At 65.4% G+C, this 20,158-nt stretch carries 17 protein-coding genes; 3 read left to right on the forward strand and 14 right to left on the reverse strand.

Going from position 1 to position 20,158, the window contains the following annotated elements:
- Position 1: 1 nt before the first annotated feature.
- The 5 genes from CW305_RS07520 to CW305_RS07540 form a co-directional block, all read right to left on the reverse strand.
- A complete protein-coding gene (locus CW305_RS07520; protein WP_219819253.1) occupies positions 2-1,723 on the reverse strand; it encodes a bifunctional protein-serine/threonine kinase/phosphatase in 1,722 nt (573 codons plus the stop codon).
- Between the two features lie 59 nt (positions 1,724-1,782).
- Positions 1,783-2,595 carry a formate/nitrite transporter family protein gene (locus CW305_RS07525; protein WP_014820396.1) on the reverse strand — a complete coding sequence of 271 codons (813 nt, stop codon included), beginning with the start codon at positions 2,593-2,595 and terminating at the stop codon, positions 1,783-1,785.
- Positions 2,596-2,680: 85 nt separating this feature from the next.
- The gene (gene nirD / locus CW305_RS07530; protein ID WP_046619465.1) at positions 2,681-3,064 is read right to left on the reverse strand and encodes a nitrite reductase small subunit NirD; all 384 of its coding nucleotides are present in this window, start codon (positions 3,062-3,064) and stop codon (positions 2,681-2,683) included.
- Positions 3,064-5,622 (reverse strand): nitrite reductase large subunit NirB, encoded by a 2,559-nt coding sequence (gene nirB, locus CW305_RS07535; RefSeq protein ID WP_104097524.1) that lies wholly within the window; start codon positions 5,620-5,622, stop codon positions 3,064-3,066. The genes nirD and nirB overlap by 1 nt, the downstream gene beginning before the upstream one ends.
- Before the next feature lie 437 nt (positions 5,623-6,059).
- On the reverse strand, positions 6,060-6,818 hold the full coding sequence (locus tag CW305_RS07540) for an SIR2 family NAD-dependent protein deacylase (RefSeq protein WP_104097525.1): 759 nt from the start codon (positions 6,816-6,818) through the stop codon (positions 6,060-6,062).
- Positions 6,819-7,079: 261 nt separating this feature from the next.
- Between CW305_RS07540 and CW305_RS07545 the strand changes: the two genes are divergently transcribed.
- Positions 7,080-8,411, forward strand: a complete 1,332-nt coding sequence (locus CW305_RS07545; protein WP_104097526.1) for an oxygen-independent coproporphyrinogen III oxidase — start codon at positions 7,080-7,082, stop codon at positions 8,409-8,411.
- A gap of 14 nt (positions 8,412-8,425) precedes the next feature.
- Here the strand turns inward: CW305_RS07545 and CW305_RS07550 are convergent, their stop codons facing one another.
- From CW305_RS07550 to CW305_RS07590, 9 genes are read right to left on the reverse strand one after another with little or no spacing between them, the layout of a single operon-like run.
- Positions 8,426-9,922: a methyl-accepting chemotaxis protein gene (locus tag CW305_RS07550; protein WP_104097527.1), complete on the reverse strand. Its 1,497-nt coding sequence runs from the start codon at positions 9,920-9,922 to the stop codon at positions 8,426-8,428.
- A 43-nt stretch (positions 9,923-9,965) separates the two neighbouring features.
- Complete coding sequence (locus tag CW305_RS07555; RefSeq protein WP_104097528.1) at positions 9,966-11,243, reverse strand: SAM-dependent methyltransferase; 1,278 nt, start codon at positions 11,241-11,243, stop codon at positions 9,966-9,968.
- Positions 11,230-12,030 (reverse strand): DUF1365 domain-containing protein, encoded by an 801-nt coding sequence (locus CW305_RS07560; RefSeq protein ID WP_046619560.1) that lies wholly within the window; start codon positions 12,028-12,030, stop codon positions 11,230-11,232. Before CW305_RS07560 ends, CW305_RS07555 begins: the two co-directional genes overlap by 14 nt.
- 11 nt (positions 12,031-12,041) lie before the next feature.
- Positions 12,042-13,289, reverse strand: a complete 1,248-nt coding sequence (locus tag CW305_RS07565) for an NAD(P)/FAD-dependent oxidoreductase (RefSeq protein ID WP_104097529.1) — start codon at positions 13,287-13,289, stop codon at positions 12,042-12,044.
- 2 nt (positions 13,290-13,291) lie between these two features.
- The gene (locus CW305_RS07570; protein WP_104097530.1) at positions 13,292-14,059 is read right to left on the reverse strand and encodes an SDR family NAD(P)-dependent oxidoreductase; all 768 of its coding nucleotides are present in this window, start codon (positions 14,057-14,059) and stop codon (positions 13,292-13,294) included.
- Positions 14,056-14,484: a nuclear transport factor 2 family protein gene (locus CW305_RS07575; protein ID WP_104097531.1), complete on the reverse strand. Its 429-nt coding sequence runs from the start codon at positions 14,482-14,484 to the stop codon at positions 14,056-14,058. Before CW305_RS07575 ends, CW305_RS07570 begins: the two co-directional genes overlap by 4 nt.
- Complete coding sequence (gene phrB / locus CW305_RS07580) at positions 14,481-15,911, reverse strand: deoxyribodipyrimidine photo-lyase (RefSeq protein ID WP_104097532.1); 1,431 nt, start codon at positions 15,909-15,911, stop codon at positions 14,481-14,483. Before phrB ends, CW305_RS07575 begins: the two co-directional genes overlap by 4 nt.
- Positions 15,908-16,843 carry a MerR family transcriptional regulator gene (locus tag CW305_RS07585; RefSeq protein WP_014820384.1) on the reverse strand — a complete coding sequence of 312 codons (936 nt, stop codon included), beginning with the start codon at positions 16,841-16,843 and terminating at the stop codon, positions 15,908-15,910. The genes phrB and CW305_RS07585 overlap by 4 nt, the downstream gene beginning before the upstream one ends.
- Before the next feature lie 2 nt (positions 16,844-16,845).
- Positions 16,846-17,805 (reverse strand): YbgA family protein, encoded by a 960-nt coding sequence (locus CW305_RS07590; protein WP_014820383.1) that lies wholly within the window; start codon positions 17,803-17,805, stop codon positions 16,846-16,848.
- 331 nt (positions 17,806-18,136) lie between these two features.
- On the opposite strand from CW305_RS07590, the gene CW305_RS07595 reads away from it, so the two are divergent.
- On the forward strand, positions 18,137-19,039 hold the full coding sequence (locus CW305_RS07595) for a TIGR01777 family oxidoreductase (protein WP_014820382.1): 903 nt from the start codon (positions 18,137-18,139) through the stop codon (positions 19,037-19,039).
- Positions 19,040-19,119: 80 nt separating this feature from the next.
- Positions 19,120-20,145 carry a ferrochelatase gene (hemH, locus tag CW305_RS07600; protein ID WP_014820381.1) on the forward strand — a complete coding sequence of 342 codons (1,026 nt, stop codon included), beginning with the start codon at positions 19,120-19,122 and terminating at the stop codon, positions 20,143-20,145.
- Positions 20,146-20,158 lie beyond the last annotated feature (13 nt).

Below are 20,158 nucleotides of genomic sequence, written 5' to 3' on the forward strand. Positions count from 1 at the left end.
CTCAGCGCAACAGCAACACGACGACTGTCACCGCCAGCAGCAGTGACAGGCCTTTCCAGAACAGCAGCGGGTTGCGCTCCAGCAGCGGTGGGCGGGCGCGGTTGAGAAACGCCGGGTTGGGCTGGCGCAGCTCGAAGACGAACTCCGACAGCTCGGCATAGCGCCGGGACGGATCGGGATGCAGCGCCTTGCCCAGCACTTCGTCGATCCATGCCGGGATATCGCGCTGCGCATGGCGCAGCGGCTGATAGCAGAGGCGTTTCTGCGCTGCAGTGGTGCGTGCCCTGGCGACGTCGGCGCCGTAGGGCAAGCGACCGCTGAGCAATTGATAGGCGATCACCGCCAGCGAATACTGATCCGAACGCGGCGTGCCGGCCTCGCCGAGGAAGTATTCCGGCGCGGTATAGGCGGCGGTGCCGAGCAGGTTGTCCTGCGTGCCCGGTGCGTTGCGTTCGGCGAGCCCGGCGACGCGGGTCGAGCCGAAATCGATGATCTTCAGCGTGCCGGTGGCGTCGATCATCAGGTTCTGCGGGCGCAAGTCCTGATGCAGCATCTCCAGGCGGTGGAAGGCGCGCAGGCCGCGGGCGATCTGCTCGACGATGCCGCGCACGGTTTCCAGGTCCGGCTGTGGATGGTCGAGCATCCACTGCGTCAGCGTCTGGCCGTCGATGAACTCGCTCACGGTGTACAGGTAGCGGCGCTGCCGCGGCGGCGGGCAGGCCTTGACCACGTGGGGATTGTCGAGGCGGCGGGCGATCCATTCTTCCAGCAGGAAGCGCTCCAGGTAGGCGGGGTCGCCACGCAGATCGAGCGAGGGCGTCTTCAGCACCACGGTGGCGTCGCTGGCTTCGTCGACGGCCAGATGCACATGGCTGCGGCTGCTGACATGCAGCTCACGGACGATGCGATAGCCATCGAACTGCATGCGTGGCTCCAGCAGTGGTGGAAGCGCCAGTTCGCCGAGCTGTCGCTGCATATCGTCGACGGCTTGCTCCGGCAGGCTGTCTATGCGCACCAGCTGTGCGGTGAGGTTGTCGTCGCTGCCGTTGGCCAGCGCCTGCTCGACGATCCGTCGCGCCGCCACGTCGAGGTTGTCGCCATGCTCGGCAACGAGCTGCGCCACCTCCCGCGCGCCGATGTGCTCGTAGACGCCATCGGTGGCGAGCAGGAACAGATCGCCGACCACCAGCGGCAGAGTGCGGTAGTCGATCTCCAGGTGCCGGTCGATGCCCAGCGCGCGGCCGAGGTAGCTGGTATCCGCCGACACGCGCACGCGGTGATCTTCGGTCAGTTGTTCGAGGCCGCCGTCGCGCAGTCGATAGATGCGCGCATCGCCGACGTGGAACAGGTGCGCGCTGGCGGACTTGAGCACCAGCGCGCTGAAGGTGCAGACATAGCCGCGGTCGCGGTCATAGCGGTGCGGGCTGTGGCGGGTCTGCGCATGCAGCCAGGAATTGATCGCCACCAGTACCCGCTGCGCCGACTGCTTCACCGACCATGCGTCGGAGGTGCAGAAATAATCGGAAAGAAAGCTCGCCACCGCGGTTTCGCTGGCGATATGGCTGACCTCGCTGCTGCTGATGCCATCGGCCAGTGCAATGGCGATGCCCTTGCTGGCGAGCTGGGCGTCAGCCGGCACGCAGGCGCCGTGAAAGTCCTGGTTGGCCGGTTTGCGTCCGCGGTCCGAATGCTGGCCGAGGGAAATGGCGAGTTGGCTGGGCATGTTTATCTGCGCAAAAGCCCCGGCGCGCATGCGAGCCGGGGCCTTCGTTCACTCCAGGGTCAGTAGACGGTGCGCTTGGGTGCGGTGCGCACATGGGTGGTGTAGAGCGTCAGGCCGGTGAAGGCCAGGCCGCCGACCAGGTTGCCCAGCGCGGTGGGGATCTCGTTCCAGAGCATGTAATCCATCACCGAGAAGTCGCCGCCCATGATCATCGCCGAGGGGAACAGAAACATGTTCACCACCGAATGCTCGAAGCCCATGAAGAAGAACAGCATGATCGGCATCCACATGGCGATGACCTTGCCGCTGACCGAGGTGGAGATCATCGCGCCGACTACGCCCATCGAGACCATCCAGTTGCAGAGCATGCCGCGCAGAAAGATGGTCGCCCAGCCCGCTGCACCGAACTCGGCGTAGCCCAGCGTGCGTGCCTCACCAATGTGCGAGATCTTCTCGCCGATCGGCCCCGGGTCGGTGGAAAAGCCCATGGTGAAGACGAAGGCCATCATGAAGGCAACCACCAGCGCACCGGCGAAGTTGCCGAGAAATACCCAGCCCCAGTTGCGCAGAATGCCGCTCACGGTCACGCCAGGACGGCGGTCGAGCAGGGCCAGCGGAGTGAGCATGAATACCCCCGTGAGCAGGTCGAAGCCCATCAGGTAAAGCATGATGAAACCGACCGGAAACAGCATCGCGCCGACCAGCGGCGAGCCGGTCTGCACGGTCACGGCCACGGCGAACACCGCGGCGAGGGAGAGGATGGCGCCAGCCATGAAGGCGCGGATCAGTGTGTCGCGGGTGGACATGAAGATCTTCGATTCACCGGCGTCCACCATCTTGGTGACGAACTCGGAGGGGATGATGTAGGACATGGCGGGTTTCTCTCGAATAGTTGGCAGAAGCTTTTAAATTCGGTGTTTCCGGGCGCCGCCGACAGCACGCGCGGCGGCGCGGAACTCAGACGAGGCCGATCTCGACGGCATCGCCGTTGAGGCGTGCCGGCCAGACGCGCAGGCTTTGTTCGGGGTATTCCATGCAGGTGCCATCGGCGAGGCGGAAGTGCTGTTTGTACAGCGGCGACGCGATCACCAGCTCACCCTTGAGGTTGCCGACGATGCCGCGACCGATCACGTTGGCGCCGGACTTGGGGTCGCGATTGTCGATGGCGAACAGCTGCTCGCCTTCCGGGTTTTCGGGCAGGTGGAACAGCGCCACCTGGGCGCCTTCGTGCCAGGCCACTACACCAGAATTGGCGACCAGATCGGCACGGCTGCACAGTGCCTGCCAGGCCGCCGGGGCTGCGGAACGGGAGTCGAGACGAACGACGTTGGACTGGCTCATCAGAGCACCTCCTGGGTAAGTGGGATCAGGTGAAGTTCGCTGGCGCGTACCGGCCGACGCTGGCCGCGCTCCTTGACGAAGTGGATGTCGGGGTCGCCGCGGCCGTCGTTGACGAAGGTGCGGAAGCGCTTGAGCTTTTCCGGGTCGCTGATGGCATTGGCCCATTCGCACTGGTAGCTGTCGACCACGTGCTGCATCTGGCTTTCCAGCTCGGCGGCAAGGCCCAGGCTGTCGTCGAGGATGACGTCCTTCAGGTAGTCCAGGCCGCCTTCCAGGCTCTCGCGCCAGACTGAAGTGCGCTGCAACTTGTCGGCGGTGCGCACGTAGAACATCAGCACGCGGTCGATGGTGCGGATCAGCGCTTCGTCGTCGAGGTCGGTGGCGAACAGCTCGGCATGCCGTGGGCGCATGCCGCCGTTACCGCAGACATAGAGGTTCCAGCCCTTCTCGGTGGCGATCACGCCGATGTCCTTGCTTTGCGCTTCGGCGCATTCACGGGTGCAACCGGATACGGCGAACTTGATCTTGTGCGGTGCACGCAGGCCCTTGTAGCGGTCCTCCAGGCGCAGCGCCATGCCGACGCTGTCCTGCACGCCGTAGCGGCACCAGGTGCTGCCAACGCAGGATTTCACCGTGCGCAGGCTCTTGCCGTACGCGTGGCCGGTCTCGAAGCCGGCGGCGATCAGCTCGCCCCAGATGTCCGGCAGTTCGTGCAGCTGGGCGCCGAACAGGTCGATGCGCTGGCCACCGGTGATCTTGGTGTAGAGGTCGTATTTCTTCGCCACCTGGCCGATGGCGATCAGCCCTTCGGGAGTGATCTCGCCGCCCGGGATGCGCGGCACCACCGAATAGGTGCCGTTCTTCTGCATGTTGGCCATGAAGGTGTCGTTGGTGTCCTGCAGCGGAATCAGCGCCGGGTCGGTAATCGGCTGGTTCCAGCAAGAGGCGAGGATCGAACCCACCGTCGGCTTGCAGATGTCGCAGCCAACATGGCCGCGACCATGCTTGGCCAGCAGTTCGGCGAAGCTCTGGATGCCCTCGACTCGGACGATGCCGTATAGCTCCTGGCGGGTATAGGCGAAGTGCTCGCACAGGCTCTTGTCCACCGCCACGCCGCGCGCCGCCAGTTCGGAATCGAACACCAGCTTGAGCAGCGCGTTGCAACCGCCGCAGCCGGTAGCTGCCTTGGTTGCGGCCTTGAGTTCGCCGAGATCGGTGACGCCGGCCTCGACCTGGCAGCACACCGCGCCCTTGCTGACGTTGTGGCAGGAACAGATGGTCGCGCTGGCCGGCAGGGCGTCCGGACCAAGGGTCGGAGCGCCCTCGGTCTGCGGCAGGATCAGCGCGGACGGATCGGCCGGCAGCTTGATGCCGTTCTGCGCGTACTGCAGCAGGGTGTCGTAGTAGCTGTTGTCACCGACCAGCACCGCGCCGAGCACGGTCTTGCCATCGGCGGATACCACCAGTCGACGGTAGCTGGCACTGGCCTCGTCGATGAAACGGTAACTGCGCGAGCCGGGTGTGGCGCCGTGGGCATCCCCGATGGAACCGACGTCGACGCCGAGCAGCTTGAGCTTGGTCGACATGTCGGCGCCGTAGAAGGGCTCGTGCGGTTCCTCGGCCAGCTGCGCGGCGACGCTGCGGGCCATGCTGTAGCCGGGCGCGACCAGGCCGAACACGCTGCCGTTCCAGCTGGCGCATTCGCCTATGGCGAAGATTGCCGGGTCCGAGGTGCGGCACTCGCTGTCGATCACGATGCCGCCGCGCGGAGCGATCTCCAGCTCCGCGACATGGCCGAGGGCGTCTTGCGGGCGGATGCCGGCGGAAAACACGATCAGGTCGGTTTCGAGGAATTCGCCGTCGGTGAAGTTTATCCGCCAGGCGTAGTCCTCGCCGGCGACGATCTCCTGGGTGGCGCGCGACAGATGCACGCCAACGCCGAGGGCCTCGATGCGCGCCTTCAACGCCGCACCGCCTTCGCCGTCCAGCTGCACCGGCATCAGGCGCGGGGCGAATTCGACGACATGGGCTTCCAGGCCGAGCGACTTCAGCGCGTTGGCCGCTTCCAGGCCGAGCAGACCGCCACCAACCACCACACCGCGCTTGGCGCCGCTGGCGGCCGCACGAATCGCATCAAGGTCGTCGAGGGTGCGGTAGACCAGTCGCGCGCTGCCTTCGGCACCGCTGATCGGTGGCACGAAGGGGTAGGAGCCGGTGGCAAGAATCAGTTGGTCGTAGGGCTGGCGACCGGAACTGGTAACGACCTCCTTACGTTCGCGGTCGATACCCAGCACCTGTACGCCCAGATGGGTGTGGACGCCGTGGCTGGCGTAGTAGTCGGCCTCGCACATGGCCAGCGACTCGGCATCGCGGCCGCCGAAATACTCGGACAGGTGTACGCGATCGTAAGCGCGCTGGCGCTCCTCGCCGTACACGTGCACCTCGTAGCGGGCGAGGGCGTCCTGTTCGATCAGCTGTTCGATGCAGTGGTGACCGACCATGCCGTTGCCGACGATGACCAATGTCTCGTGCTTGAGCGGGGTGACGGTTGAACTCATAGCCTTTCCTCTCGAGCGGCTGCGGCACGCGGCCGGCAAAACGCAAAAAGGCGCCTGGAGCTGGTATCAGCTCCAGGCGCCTTTGCCTGGTAATTAGTGATGTGTGAGGTGGTTGGTCAGGCCTCGTTGCCTGCTACACCCGGTCCCGCGCCTGTTGGCTTGGCGGTCGCCGCTGACCGTCTGGGACTTCCTGCCGCGAGGCGGCAGGTGTTGTCAGGGTGATTGCAGGTTGTATGCCAGCTTGTCGAGCCGAATGAATATGCGGCTGCCAGGGGCGCGATTGCGCGGTGTTGCGGGATATTTGTCGCTCGGACGCTGAGCGAGTCGGCGTCCATCGCTGCGGCCGGAGCGAGGCAGGCTTGAACCAGAACAGTGCGACGGTGCGGGCGCGCTCCCCGCTTTGGGGCGATCTTAGGCGTTGCAAGGGTGCAGCCTGATCAGGCACCAAACGCCTCGCGAAGGAGCTCCGGTAGCGCCTCGCCGGCGGGCAGGGCGATCAGGTGCTCGCGCTTGCTGTCGGTCGCCTCGCCTTGTGGATTGATGTGCGCCACGGTGGCTCCGGCGTCGCGCGCCCGATGCGGTACTTCAGCGGCGGGGTAGACAACGCCGGAGGTACCGACGGATAGCAGCAGATCGCATTCGCCCGCCGCCTGAAACGCGGCATTGAGTGCGCCGACCGGCAGGCTTTCACCGAACCACACCACGCCGGGGCGCAGCCGCCCGCCGCAATGGCTGCAGCGGGGAGGTTCGAGGCGACGACCGCCTTCGGGCTCATCGGCATCTGGCAGCGGCTCGGCAGGCTCGCGGGCGCAGGCGAAACAGCGCGGTCGGTGCAGGCTGCCGTGCAGGTGGATGACATTCTGGCTGCCCGCACGCTCGTGCAAGTCATCAACGTTTTGCGTGATCAGCGTGAGTTGCGGTACATGGCGCGCCAGCTCGGCAATGGCCAGATGGGCGGGGTTCGGCTGGGCCTGGAGCACCCGCATGCGCCGCCATTCATACCAGCCCCAGACCAGCGCCGGGTCGCGACGAAACGCCTCTGGTGTGGCCAGTTGGGCTGGATCGAAACGCTCCCATAAACCGGTCAACGCGTCGCGGAAGGTCGGGATGCCGCTCTCGGCGGAGACGCCGGCGCCGGTGAATACAACGACATGGCGCGCCGAGCGCAGGGCGGAAATCAGGGAAGCTGGAATCACGCTCGGGCTCCGGGGTGTATGGATGGCGGACTATCAATACCATCGTGCTGCGGGCTTTTTCAAAGCGTCGGCTGGTCGAACGGCGTTCGCGAGGGCCTGTTGTTCAAGCAACACATCGTGTTTCGCGTCGGAGTTCTGACCGTCCGGCTGCTCGCCGTGGCCATCTGTCACCTACTTGACGGACGTCAACGTCGCCCGCAGCGGCTCGCGGATGATGCCGCGTAAAGCAACAGACGCGATATTCGCAGCCGGGAGGCTCTCATGCTTGGCTCAGTGACCTGGGACGACGCGCTGGTACAACGCTACGGACAGATCGGGCAGAGGCACTGCACCTATCCGGCTGCGGCCGATTTCAGCGACCGGATCGCCCCGCTGGATCTGCTGCGTGCGTTGCGCGAGGGGCGGCGCGCCGGCCGCCCGCTGTCGATATCCATTCACCAGCCCGGTGGCGTCGAGCTGCAGCCTGGCGAGGCCGCGGCCTATCAGTTGCGGCTGCACCGCGAGATCGAACAGCTCGGTTGCCATGCCGGGCCGCTGCAGCAGGTCGAGCAATTGCGGCTGAGCACCGGCACGCTGGGCATCGCCGCGTTACGAGAACTGATGACGCTGCTCAGAAGCCGTTTCAGTTTCGTCGATTCCCATGCCGGCAGCTTTCTCGCTGAAGTCGAGCTGGCTCATGTCGACTGGCCGCTGATTGGCGCGCTGCACGAGCTCGGCTTCAACCAGCTAAGCGTCGCGGTGCCCGATCTGCGCGCGGACGACGGCAGCACGGTCGAATATTTCCGCAGTTCGGCGCGCATCCGCGGGGTGATCGAAGCCGCCCATGCGTTGCATTACCGCTCGGTGAATCTGGATCTTGGCTACGGCAGGTCCTGGCAGACGCCGGCCAGCTTCGCGCGCAAGTTGGCGTCGATCATCGAGCTGGCGCCCGATCAGGTGACGATGTTCGATTACCGCGACGCGCCTCTGGTCGCTTCCAATCCCGCGCGCCTCGGCCTGGCTTCGGTGGCCGATACGCTGGCGATGTACCACCATGGTGTCGAGCAGCTCAGCGCCGCCGGCTACCGCTACATCGGGCTGGGCAAGTTCGTCCTGCCTCACGACGATCTGGCGATGGCTCAGGAGATCGGCGCGCTGCACCACGATATCCATGGCTACACCCTGCACGGCGAATGCGATCACCTGGGGTTCGGGGTGGGCGCGATAAGCCGGGTCGATGGCCTTTATTGTCAGAACGCCAGCACCGCGCAGGCCTATCAGCAGGCGCTTGACCAGGACCAGCTACCGAGCATTTGCGGTCTGCACGCCAGCCATGTCGATCCGCTGCACCAGTCGCTGCTCGAACACCTGCGCTGCACCTTCGCGCTGGATTTCGACGCGCTCAGTCAGCACTGCGGCGTGGATGTGCGGCAGCGCTACGCGCGGCATTGGCCCGCGCTGCAGCAGCTGCATGCCGACGGGGTGATCGTGCTGGACGACAGCGGGCTGGAAATCCCGCTCCACGCTCGGCTACTGGTGCCGGCGGTGTGTGCGGCCTTCGAACAGCCAAACGCAATGGCGATTGGTCATTCGGCCGGGCGCCGGCGGCGCTGACTGGCGCCGCCGCTTCACCGCACGGTGAACCGGCGGCTGAGGCTGCCGAGGCGACCGGCCAGCTCGTGCAGCTGACGACCATCGTTATCCAGCTCGCTGGCGTCCCCGGCGTTACGTTCGGCGACCTGCTGCACGCTCTGCAGATGACGCCCCATATCGGCTGAAACCGCGGTCTGTTCTTGGGTCGCGGCGGCAATCATTTCGTTCATCTGGCTGATGCCCTCGATCTCGCTGGCGATGGCGTCCAGCAGGGCGGTGGTGTCCTGGCTGCTGCTCACGCAACGGGCCACGCTGTCGCGGCTGTTCTGCATCGCTTCGGTGGCCTTGCGACTGCCTTGCTGCAGGCGGCTGATGATGCCCTGGATCTCGGTGGTGGAAGCTGCGGTCTTCTGCGCCAGATTGCGCACCTCGTCGGCGACCACGGCGAACCCGCGACCCTGTTCCCCGGCCCGTGCGGCCTCGATGGCGGCATTGAGGGCGAGCAGGTTGGTCTGTTCGGCGATGGTACGGATCACCTCCAGCACGCGGTCGATCTGCTCCGATTGCGCAGCTAGGTCCTGAACCACGCGGTCGGTGCCTTCGATGTGTTCGGCAAGGGTGCCGATCTCGCTGCGCACGCCGCTGACCGCGCTGCGGCCCTGGCCGGCCTTCTGGCTGGCACCCTGGGCAGCCTGCGCCGCGCGATCGGCGTGGCCGGCGACGTCATCGATGGCTACGGTCATCTGCTGCATGGCTTCGACCATGTAGGCAGTCTCATCCAGTTGGCGGCTGGCACCGTCACGCAGCTGGCGGGTTGCCTCGCTGAGGTTGGCGGCGGTGCCGCCCAGCCCCGCGGTGTCACGTACCACGGCGCCGACCAGATCGCCCAGTTGGTCGAGCAGTTGATTGAAGCGCTGGGTGACCGGCCCGCTGACCTGGCTGCGGAAGCTCAGATCGATGCGTTCGGGACGCGCGGTGATGGCGGCGGCAGCGCCGAGCAGCGCTTCGCCTTCGCGGGCCTCGGCGGCGGCACGGATTGCCAGATAGACCAGGATTGCGCTTTCCAGCACCACGTAGAACGCGTGCAGGAACACCGTTGGCCAGTTGCCGTCGGGCATCAGGAACACGCCCGCTCCCTGCTGCTGCAGAGCGAAGAAGCCCAGGTGGTGCACGGCGATGGTCGCCGCGGCGACCACGATGGGCAGCCAGTCGCGGTAATAAACCAGAAAGGCCAGTAGGGCGAAGATGCCGAAGTGCATCTCCAGCATGCCGTGGGCCTGGTTGATGTGTAGCGCAGCGAACACCATGAAGGCTGCGCCGATCGTGCAGCGCAGCAGCCGTTGGCCCGGGATCAGCATGTACAGCGCAGTTACCGCGACGCCGGTCAGCCCGCCGATGACCAGTGCCTGAGCCCAGGTACCCTGGAAGGCCGCCACGCCGAATGAATAGGCGACCAGAAACCAGATCACACCCAGCATGATGCGATCGGCCTTGAGGTAATGCGCTTGCAGCGTGACGCTTTCGCTGTTCATGGATGACTCCGGGTGAAAGTCCGCACTCCTGTTATCGGGCGCCTCATGCCGCGCTTGATCCGTCGTAGAGCGGTTTCCGACGAGCGCCCGGTTTGGCCAGCAGCAGCTGTGCGGTGCCGATTGCGCGCTCGATGAAGCCGCCCTCGCAGTAGCACAGGTAGAACTCCCAGAGCCGGCAGAAATAGTCGTCGTAACCGTGGCGCTCCAGCTCGCCGCGGGCGCGGCGGAAGTTCTCGCGCCACAGGCGCAGGGTGCGCGCGTAGTGTTCGCCGAAGTCCTCCATGTGCAGCAGGTTCATGTCCGAGTCGCTGGTTACGACATTGAGCATGCGCTGCATGGAGGGCAGGGCACCGCCGGGGAAGATGTAGCGCTGGATGAAGTCGACGCTACGGCGCGCCTGTTCGTAGCGCTGGTCGCGAATGGTGATGGCTTGCAGCAGCATCAGCCCGTCGTCCTTGAGCAGCCGCGAGCACTGTCGGAAGTAAGTCGGCAGGAAGTCGTGGCCGACCGCTTCGATCATTTCGATGGACACCAGCTTGTCGAACTGACCGTCGAGATCGCGATAGTCCTGCAGCAGCAGGGTGATGCGGTCCTGCAGGCCCTGTTCTTCGATGCGCCGCTGGGTGTAGGCGAACTGTTCGCGCGACAGCGTGGTGGTGGTCACCCGGCAGCCACGGTGGATGGCGGCATAGAGCGCCATGCTGCCCCAGCCGGTACCAATCTCCAGCAGATGGTCCTCGGGCTGCAGGTCGAGCTTTTCGCAGATGCGTTCGAGCTTGTGCAGCTGGGCCTGTTCCAGATCCTGTTCGGGGCTGGTGAACATTGCCGCCGAGTACATCATGGTCGGGTCGAGAAACTGCTCGAAGAGCTCGTTGCCGAGGTCGTAATGGGCGGCGATGTTGCGCTGCGAGCCGCTGCGGGTGTTGCGGTTGAACCAGTGCAACGCCTTGATCACCGGCTGGCCGAACAGCGCCAGGCTGCCGCGCTCGATGTTGTCGAGCACGTCCATGTTGGCGACGAACAGGCGGATCACCGCGGTCAGGTCCGGGCTGTGCCAGTAGCCGTGAATGTAGGCTTCGCCGGCGCCGATCGAGCCGCGCGCGGCGATCAGGCCCCGGGCGGCACTGTCGGTTATATGAATTTCTGCCTTGAGCGGGCTCGCCAGATCGCCGAACTGCTGACAGACATCGCCGTGTTGCAGTCTCAGCAACCCGTGGCGCAGGTGTTCGAGCTGATTCAGCACGGTACGGCGCAGCAGGCTGCTGGCCAGTCCCATGCCCGCCAGCGGACGGACTTTGACGGTCAGGCTAGGGCTCTTCATGGCGGGCTCCGGTGGGTTGCGGGACGGCCAGCCCGTACGCCTTGGTAGCGGGCTGATGGGTGAAGATCGGTGTGCGCTTGAGCAGCAGGCGCAGCGCCTGCCAGTAGATGGCGAGCAGGGTCTTGGCGGTCATCCAGGGGAAGCCGAGCAGGTAGCGGTGCACCGCGCCGCAAGTCAGCGCCTGGCGTTGCAGACCGAGGGTGGCGTCGAACAGCTTCTGCTCGCCCTGCCAATCCTCCATGTGCACGCCGATGCGTCGTCCCGGCGGGTTGAAGCGCATGCGGTATTCCAGCTCGCCGGGCAGGAACGGCGAGACGTGGAAGGTCTTCGCCACGGTGCAGCGCAGGTTGCGATTGCCGGATGCCGGCAGCACGTAGTGATAACGCTCGCGCCAGGGCGTGTTGCTGACTTCGCAGAGCACCGCGGTCAGCTGTTCCTGTTCGTCGAAGCAATAGAAGAAGCTGACCGGGTTGAAGCACAGCCCCCAGCTGCGCGGCTGGGTCAGCAGGCGCACGGCACCGGTGACCGGCCGCCCGAGGGCTTCGCTGACCCGCTGGCGGACCGCGTCGGCCAGCGCGATGCCCTGGCGGGTGTATTCCGGCAGGTAGTCGCGCTCGCGGAAGGAAAATGCGGCGAAGCGGGCACGCCCACTCAGGGGCGAAAGCCCGAGCACGGCGTCCTGTTCGGCCAGGTCGAGGTACAGCAACCCCATGCGATAGCTGAACGCATGGGCCCGCGGCGCGAAGCGCCGATGCTGCACCCAGCCGCTGTACAGCGCGCTGTGCACGATGGCGCTGCTCACAGCGACTCTCCGAAGGCGGCGGCGACGCGCAACGCGCTGACCACACCGTCCTCGTGGAAGCCATTGCCCCAGTAGGCACCACAAAAGTAGCTGTGCCGGGCGCCGAGGAGTTCGTCGGCACGGGTCTGCGCGTCGATGCCGGCCAGGCTGTACTGCGGGTGGGCGTAGGAGAAGCGCGCGAGGATCAGGTCCGGATCGATCGCTTCGCTCTGGTTGAGGCTGACGCAGAAGGTTTCCGGCGACTCGATGCCCTGCAGGATGTTCATGTTGTAGGTCACCGCGGCCTGCTGCGTGGTCGGCCCACCGAGGCGGTAGTTCCAGCTGGCCCAGGCGCGGCGACGCTTGGGCAGCAGGCGCGTATCGGTGTGCAGCACCACGTCGTTTGCGGCGTAGCCGATGGCTCCGAGGATCTCTCGTTCGACCCGGCTCGGTTCGGCCAGCAGGCTCAGCGCCTGGTCGCTGTGACAGGCGAAGATCACCTTGTCGAAACGCTCGGCACCGGCCGGGCTCTGGATCGTTACGCCGTGCTCATCGCGCAGCACCTCGAACACCGGGCAGTTGAGACGGATGTGCTGGCTGAAACCCCGCGTCAGTGGCGATACATAGGCGCTGGAGCCGCCTTCGACGACGTACCACTGTGGGCGATCGCTCACCGACAGCAGCCCGTGGTTCTTGAAGAAGCGGATGAAGAATTCCACCGGGAATTCCAGCATGTCGGCCAGCGACATCGACCAGATCGCTGCGCCCATCGGCACGATGTAGTGATCGATGAAGCGCTGGCTGTAGCGGCCCAGCTTGAGGTAGGTACCCAGGGTGACGTGGGCACCGAGGCGACCGTGCTTGTAGTCGTCAAGCGCTTCGCGGTTGAAGCGCAGGATGTCGCGGATCATGCCCCAGAAGGGCGGCGAGAGTAGGTTGCTGCGCTGGGCGAACAGGGTGTTGAGGTCGTGGCCGTTGTATTCCAGGTCGCTGCGCGGGTCGCTCACCGAAAAGCTCATTTCGGTCGGCTTGTAGCGCACCCCGATTTTGTCCAGCAACTTGATGAAGTTGGGGTAGGTCCAGTCATTGAAGACGATGAAGCCGGTGTCCACCGCGTAGTCCCGGCCGTGCAGGCGGAAGTCCACGGTATGGGTGTGGCCGCCGATCCAGCTGGCCGATTCGAACACCGCGACCTGGTGCTGACGGGACAGCAGATGCGCACAGGTAAGTCCGGCAATACCGCTGCCGATGATGGCGATTTTCATGGTTATCCTTCCTTGAGAGGCGTGCGCGCCAGTCGCCGGCCGAGGGCGAATTGCAGGCGTGCGGGCAGCAGTGAGAGCAGGCGCAGCACAGAGATGAACGGCGCCGGAAACGCGATGTGCAGCGGGCGGCGTTCCAGCCGTCGGGCGATCTGCCGTGCGGCCTTGTCCGCCGGCCAGCTCATTGGCATGGGAAAGTTGTTGCGACGGGTCAGCGGTGTGTCGACGAACCCCGGGCTGACGAGGGTGACGTCGATGCCTTCGTTGGCCAGATCCAGACGCAGCGATTCGAGCAGGTAGCGCAGCGCCGCCTTGGATGCGCCGTAGGCCCCGGCACGCGGCAGCGGCAGCCAGGTCACCGAGCTGCCGACGCCGACCAGATGCGGGCGCACCCCTTGGCGCAGCAGTGGCAGTGCCGCCTCGATGCAGTAGCCGACGGCGAGCACGTTGGCGCCCATCACGCGCTCCAGCAGCGCCGCGTCGAATCGGCCGGCATCGATGTATTCGCAGGTGCCGGCATTGAGGATTACGCTGTCCAGCGCGCCCCATTGCGTCTGGATGGCGGCGCCGATGTCGCGCACCTGTTCGCTGTCTGTGAGATCGCCGGGCAGCACCAGCACACGCCCCGGGTAGCGACGGGCAAAGGCCTGCAGCGGCTCGGCGCGGCGTGCCGACAGCGCCAGGCAGTGCCCGTCGGCGAGCAGCTGACGCGCCAGCTCCAGGCCGATGCCACTGCTGGCGCCAGTCAGCCAGATACGTCGCGAGAGGTTCACGCGAGCCTCCGCTGCAGCCAGCGAATGGCCGCACCGAGCAGGGGCACATGCTGATAGAGCAGGGCACCGGCATCGAAGTAGTCGCGGTGGCGGACGACCTTGCCGGCGCCGTTCCAGCGCAGCAGCGAGCAGCCTTCGAGGCTGATCAGCTTGCCGCCGTTCAGCCGCGGATGTCGGTAACTCATGATCCAGCGCAGATAGCCCTGGCCGTCGCATACCTCGTCGTGGCTGATGAATTCGAAGTGCAGATGTTCGACGTTGGCGTACAGCTCGCTGAAATAGCGCTCCAGCTCGACGAGCCCGCAGACCTCATGCAGCGGGTCGGTGAAGTGCACGTCGGCGCTGTAGAGGTCGCGCAGGCGGTCGAGATTGCTCGCGTCGAGGCGGGCGAACTCGCAGGCGAAGGACTGCAGGAAGCCGCTCATGCTTGCGCATCCGGCAGGTTGCGGAAGGCATCCAGCGCCCGCGCCCGGCTGGCGCCGAGGTCGACGATGGGGGCGGGGTACTCGGTTACGCCGAACAGGCTGCGGTGCGCCGACGGGTTATGCACGTCGCGCCTGCTCAGGTGCTGCAGCTCGGGAAGCCAGCGGCGCAGGAACTGCCCGTCCGGGTCGAAGCGTTGCGACTGGCTGATCGGATTGAACAGGCGGAAGTAGGGCACCGAATCCGTGCCGGTGGACGCGCTCCATTGCCAGCCGCCATTGTTGGCGGCCAAGTCGCCGTCGATCAGGTGACGCATGAACCAGCGCTCGCCCTCACGCCAGTCGATCAGCAGGTTCTTGCTGAGGAACATGGCGACGACCATGCGCAGACGGTTGTGCATCCAGCCGGTTTCCTGCATCTGGCGCATGGCCGCATCGATGATCGGAAAGCCAGTGCGGCCCTGCTGCCATGCTTCCAGCTCGTACGGCGCGCGCCGCCAGGGCAGTGCCTCGGTTTCCGGGCGGAAGGCGCGGTACATGGACACCCGCGGATAGCCGACCAGGATGTGCTTGTAGAACTCGCGCCAGAGCAGTTCGTTGATCCAGGTGGTGACGCCGGTGCTGCCGCTGTCCAGCTCGCCCTGGTTGTAGCCAAGCGCCGCGTGCAGGCACTGGCGGATGGAAATGACACCGGCGGCGAGGTAGGCCGACAGCTGGCTGGTGCCGGGCTCGGCGGGCAGGTCGCGGCGCTGGTGGTATTCGTTCAGGTCATCTTCGACGAACGCTGCCAGGCGGCGTTGGGCGAAGGCTTCGCCGGCTGGCCAGAGCGCGCGCAGATAGTCCGTGGGTCGCGGAAAGCCGGTGACCGTCGTGGGTATCGGGTCACTGGTGATACCCAGCGGCGCCTGGGCCGCAGGCACCGGCTCGCAGGCTGGCAGCGATACGCTCAGGTGGGCGAGGCACGCCTTGCGGAACTGGCTGAACACCTTGAAGTAGCTGCCCGACTGCGTCCGTACGCTACCCGGAGTGAACAGCAGCTGGTCGAGATAGCCGCGCACGCTGATGCCGGCCGCTTCCAGATGCGTGGTAACTGCCCGATCGCGGCGCTGCTCGTTTACCCCGTACTCGTCGTTGTAATGCAGCCGCTGCACGCCCTGTTCGCGGCAGACCTTCAGCAGCGCGTCGGGTACCGCCTGCCAATCATCGACCTCGCGAATCAGCAGCGGAACGTTGAGCGCGCCGAGCCGCGTCGACAGCTCGGCGAGGTTACGCAGCCAGAAGTTGACTTTGCACGGCGCATCGTCGTGGGCGAGCCATTGCCCCGGAGTGACCAGATACAGCGCCACGGTAGGGCCGCAAGCCATCGCAGCTGCGAGGGCGGTGTTGTCGCTTGTGCGCAGATCGCTGCGCAGCCAGAGCAGCTGGGTCATGACGCACTCCCTTCGCTACCGGGCAGCAGGCCGGCGCCATGCAGTTGCTGCAGGGCGCCGAGGGGACCCTCAGCGAGCATCAGCCCGCGATGTCGGTGCAGCTCGGGTGCATGGATATGAACGGCCGGCCCGGCCACACAGAGCGGCGCGACGCTTTGCTCGATCAGACGCGGCAGGTCGCGTTGCAGGCAGTTGCCCGGCAGGCTGTTGCTCGCATAGAGCAACAGGGCGCGCGGCAGGATGCGCTCCATCGCCAGGTTCAGCTCGTTTAGCGGTACCGGCCACTCGACGACTTCAACTGGGCAGTCGGTGCTGGAGACGAGCCAGGCGGTCAACCACAGACCGGGCGCGAAGGACTCGTTATCCAGATTGGCGAGCAACAGCGGACGCCCGACCTGCTGCCGGTTGTTGAAATAGATGCGCGTCGCCAGTTTGCTGCGCAGCCAGGAATGAACCAGCGCCCGCTCCACCGCTGCACCGTACTGGCCCTGCCAGCGCTGTTCGAGTGCCTCGAGCAGCGGATGCAGCAGGTGCTGGCAGAGCGTGCGCGGCGGATACAGCGCCATGGCCCGGTTGAAGGCATCGTCCAGGCGTCGTTCGCTGAGGCGGTCGATGGCCTGCAGCAGCTCTTCGAGCAGCTCCGACCACTGGTTCTGCCTGGGCAGCTCCGGCGGCGTGGTGGTGTCCAGCAGCGGCTTGATCTGGCTGACCGAAACGCCGCGATTGAGCCAGGTGAGGATGTCGCGGATGCGCTGGATATGTGCTTCTTCGTACAGCCGATGACCCTTGGGCGTGCGCAGCGGGACGATCAGCCCGTAACGGCGCTCCCAGGCACGCAGGGTCACGGCGTTAACGCCGGTGATGCGCGCCACTTCGCGGATCGGCAGGAGGCCGTCGGCCGTCAGCTGCGTCAGGTCCGTTGATTCATTCATGTTCAGATTCCGTTGCGCAGGCTGAGGGTTTCGGGATGCGGCTGCATGTAGGCCTGGCGTGCGACGTAATGATCGGGATGCCGACGGAAGTGGTGCTTGAGCAGGGTCAGCGGCACCACCAGCGGAATGACGCCGGCGCGATACTGATCGATGAGGTGGCGCATCTCGCGGCGGTCCTCTGCGCCAAGCGCGTCCTTGAGGTAACCGCTCAGATGCAGCAGCACGTTGCAGTGCGTACCGCGGGTGGCCGGCTTCTTCAGCGCCTGCATCAGCTGGCTGAAGTACTGCGGTGCGAACTCCTCCAGCGAGTGTTCCGCCAGTTGCGCGACCAGCCGGCCGAGCACCTTGTACTGCAGCGGGTTGCTCGCCATCAGCTGGTACTTGTAGCGCGAGTGGAAATCGACGATGGCCCGGCGGCTGAGGCCGGCCTGGCGCAGGCGCTGCCAGTCGGCATGGGCATAGACGCGGGTGAGAAAGTTTTCGCGCAGCACGGCATCGTTCAGTCGACCGTCCTCTTCGACCGGCAGATCCGGACAGGCCTGCATCAGCGCCTGGGCGAACACGCCGCTACCACCTCCGGGCTGGGTATGGCCGTTGGCGGCATAGACCTTGACCCGCTCCATGCCGCAGGACGGCGACTTCTGCATAAGGATGTAGCCGTTGATGTCGTGCAACTGCCCGGCGATCTGCCGACCGTATGCGGCGAGGGCTTCGGTGACGTCCAGCTCGGGACGTACGGTGCCGACGGCCTTTGGTGCGTCGGTGTCGCCGACCAGGCGGATCGGCTCGCGAGGTGTGCCAAGGCCGATGGCAACCTCCGGGCACACCGGCACGAACTCGAAGTGCTGCGCCAGGGTCTCGCTGCACAGGCGCGATTCCTTGTGGCCACCGTTGAAACGCACCGGATTACCAAGCAGGCAGGCGCTGATTCCAATCTTGGGCGTGGGGAGCTTGGTGTGCATGATGGCGACCTCGTCTTGTACAAGTTGGGTTTCTGTACAACTTGTGGTCATCATAATCGCGGTGTTGTACAAGTCAATACAGAATGTACAACTAAGTGCATAATCCTGTACAAATGTCGTCAACGAATGGCTTTGGATAGTTGCCGCTGCGTACGGAGGGGTTTTTGGTGGCTGAGCGATCTACCGCGTTTTTCGGCCGGCCTGATGTGCGCCAATGCCTCAGCCGAAGCGGTGGCGTGAAAATGCTGTACGGTTCATGTGCCTGTGTATAGGTGTATGCTTTCAAGCAAGTCGTCATACCCGCGCAATGGCTGCGCGCCAGGAGCTCACCATGAACATCTTGTTGACGGGCGGTACCGGGCTGATAGGGCGCGCGTTGTGTCGGCGCTGGCTGGCGGACGGGCATCGGCTATGGGTATGGAGCCGCACGCCGCAACGTGTTGCCGCGTTGTGTGGTGCCGAGGTGCAGGGTGTGGGCAGCTTGCAGCAGCTGGATGCCGTGGCGCTGGACGCGGTGGTCAATCTGGCCGGCGCCCCCATCGCCGATCGGCCATGGACCAAGTCGCGCAAGGCGTTGCTATGGGACAGTCGGGTCAAGCTCACCGAACAGCTGGTCGAGTGGCTGGGCCGACGCGAGCAGAAACCGGCGCTGCTGATCTCCGGTTCCGCCGTGGGTTGGTACGGCGACGGCGGTGAGCACCGCCTGACCGAAGCCGATCAGCCGGTCTCCACCGATTTTGCCAGCCAGCTGTGCAATGCCTGGGAAGAGCGCGCGATGGAGGCGACAGTGCTGGGAATGCGTGTGGTGCTGGTGCGTACCGGGCTGGTGCTGGCGCGTGACGGCGGCTTTCTCCAGCGGTTGCTGCCGCCATTCAGGCTTGGTTTGGGCGGGCGCATCGGCGATGGTCGGCAATGGATGCCGTGGATTCATATCGAAGACCAAATCGCCCTGATTGATTTTCTTCTGCGCCAGCCGGCGGCAAGCGGGCCTTACAATGCCTGTGCGCCGGCCCCGGTGCGCAACGTCGAGTTCACGCGCAGCCTTGGCCGCTGCCTGCATCGCCCGACGGTATTGCCAGTCCCGGCAGCGGTGCTCAAGCCCCTGCTCGGCGAGTTGGCCGGGCTGTTGCTCGGGGGGCAACATGCGTTGCCGCAGAGGGCCGAGGCGGAAGGTTTCCGCTTCCGTTTCAACGATCTGGATTCAGCCCTGGCCGAGCTATTGACGCCCCCCTGAAGGGTGCGCCCTGTGTGAAAATAGCGCGCCCCCCGCTTGGGGTACGGCGCAACCTTAAAAACAGTAGTCAGGAAAGTTGCATGACAGAGCAGGCGTTGTTGTTGGTCAATCTGGGTTCGCCGGCCTCCACGGAAGTCGCTGATGTACGCCGCTACCTCAACCAGTTTCTGATGGATCCGTACGTGATCGATCTGCCGTGGCCGTTGCGGCGCCTGCTGGTCTCGCTGATCTTGATCAAGCGCCCCGAGCAATCGGCGCATGCCTACGCCTCGATCTGGTGGCCGGAAGGTTCGCCGCTGGTGGTGCTGAGCCGCCGTCTGCACGAGGCGGTACGTCCGCACTGGACGCAGGGCCCGGTGGAGCTGGCGATGCGCTACGGCGAGCCCTCCATTGAGACCACGCTGACGCGTCTGGCCGGGCAGGGAATCACCCAGGTCACCCTGGCGCCGCTTTATCCGCAGTTCGCCGACAGCACCACGACGACGGTCATTCAGGAAGCGCGCCGGGTCATCCGCGAACGCGGACTGTCTCTGCAGTTGTCGATCCTGCAGCCGTTCTACGACCAGCCGGAGTACCTCGACGCGCTGGCCGCCAGTGCCAGGCCGCATCTGCAACAGGATTTCGATCATCTGCTGCTGAGTTTCCACGGGCTGCCCGAGCGTCACCTGCACAAGACCGATCCAACCGGCGCGCACTGCCTGAAGAGCGATGATTGCTGCCAGCGTGCCGAGGGCGAGGTACTCGCCAGCTGCTACCGCGCGCAGTGCATGCGCACCGCCGCCGGCTTCGCGGCGCAGGCCGGGTTGCGTGACGATCAGTGGTCGGTGTCTTTCCAGTCGCGCCTCGGCCGCGCCAAGTGGATCGAGCCCTACACCGAGACGCGTCTCGACGAGCTGGCGCAGCAGGGCGTGAAGAAGCTGCTGGTGATGTGCCCGGCCTTCGTCTCCGACTGCATCGAAACCCTCGAGGAGATCGGCGATCGCGGTCGTGAACAGTTCATCGAGGCGGGTGGCGAGGAACTGGTGCTGGTGCCCTGTCTGAATACCCACGAGGATTGGGTAAAGGCGCTGGTGACACTCTGCGGTCGCGCGCCTCTGGCGCTCTGACCGCAGGCGCGGG

Origin of the sequence: Stutzerimonas kunmingensis, from assembly GCF_002929225.1 — a bacterium.
Taxonomy (GTDB): Bacteria; Pseudomonadota; Gammaproteobacteria; order Pseudomonadales; family Pseudomonadaceae; genus Stutzerimonas.

Coding starts and splice junctions, on each gene's coding strand:
- nirB (WP_104097524.1), bottom strand. CDS start 5,622: ATGAGTTCAACCGTCACCCCGCTCAAGCACGAGACATTGGTCATCGTC.
- CW305_RS07595 (WP_014820382.1), top strand. CDS start 18,137: ATGAACATCTTGTTGACGGGCGGTACCGGGCTGATAGGGCGCGCGTTG.
- CW305_RS07575 (WP_104097531.1), bottom strand. CDS start 14,484: ATGAGCGGCTTCCTGCAGTCCTTCGCCTGCGAGTTCGCCCGCCTCGAC.
- CW305_RS07545 (WP_104097526.1), top strand. CDS start 7,080: ATGCTTGGCTCAGTGACCTGGGACGACGCGCTGGTACAACGCTACGGA.
- CW305_RS07585 (WP_014820384.1), bottom strand. CDS start 16,843: ATGAATGAATCAACGGACCTGACGCAGCTGACGGCCGACGGCCTCCTG.
- CW305_RS07565 (WP_104097529.1), bottom strand. CDS start 13,289: ATGAAAATCGCCATCATCGGCAGCGGTATTGCCGGACTTACCTGTGCG.
- CW305_RS07525 (WP_014820396.1), bottom strand. CDS start 2,595: ATGTCCTACATCATCCCCTCCGAGTTCGTCACCAAGATGGTGGACGCC.
- CW305_RS07520 (WP_219819253.1), bottom strand. CDS start 1,723: ATGCCCAGCCAACTCGCCATTTCCCTCGGCCAGCATTCGGACCGCGGA.
- phrB (WP_104097532.1), bottom strand. CDS start 15,911: ATGACCCAGCTGCTCTGGCTGCGCAGCGATCTGCGCACAAGCGACAAC.
- CW305_RS07550 (WP_104097527.1), bottom strand. CDS start 9,922: ATGAACAGCGAAAGCGTCACGCTGCAAGCGCATTACCTCAAGGCCGAT.
- CW305_RS07555 (WP_104097528.1), bottom strand. CDS start 11,243: ATGAAGAGCCCTAGCCTGACCGTCAAAGTCCGTCCGCTGGCGGGCATG.
- hemH (WP_014820381.1), top strand. CDS start 19,120: ATGACAGAGCAGGCGTTGTTGTTGGTCAATCTGGGTTCGCCGGCCTCC.
- CW305_RS07590 (WP_014820383.1), bottom strand. CDS start 17,805: ATGCACACCAAGCTCCCCACGCCCAAGATTGGAATCAGCGCCTGCCTG.
- nirD (WP_046619465.1), bottom strand. CDS start 3,064: ATGAGCCAGTCCAACGTCGTTCGTCTCGACTCCCGTTCCGCAGCCCCG.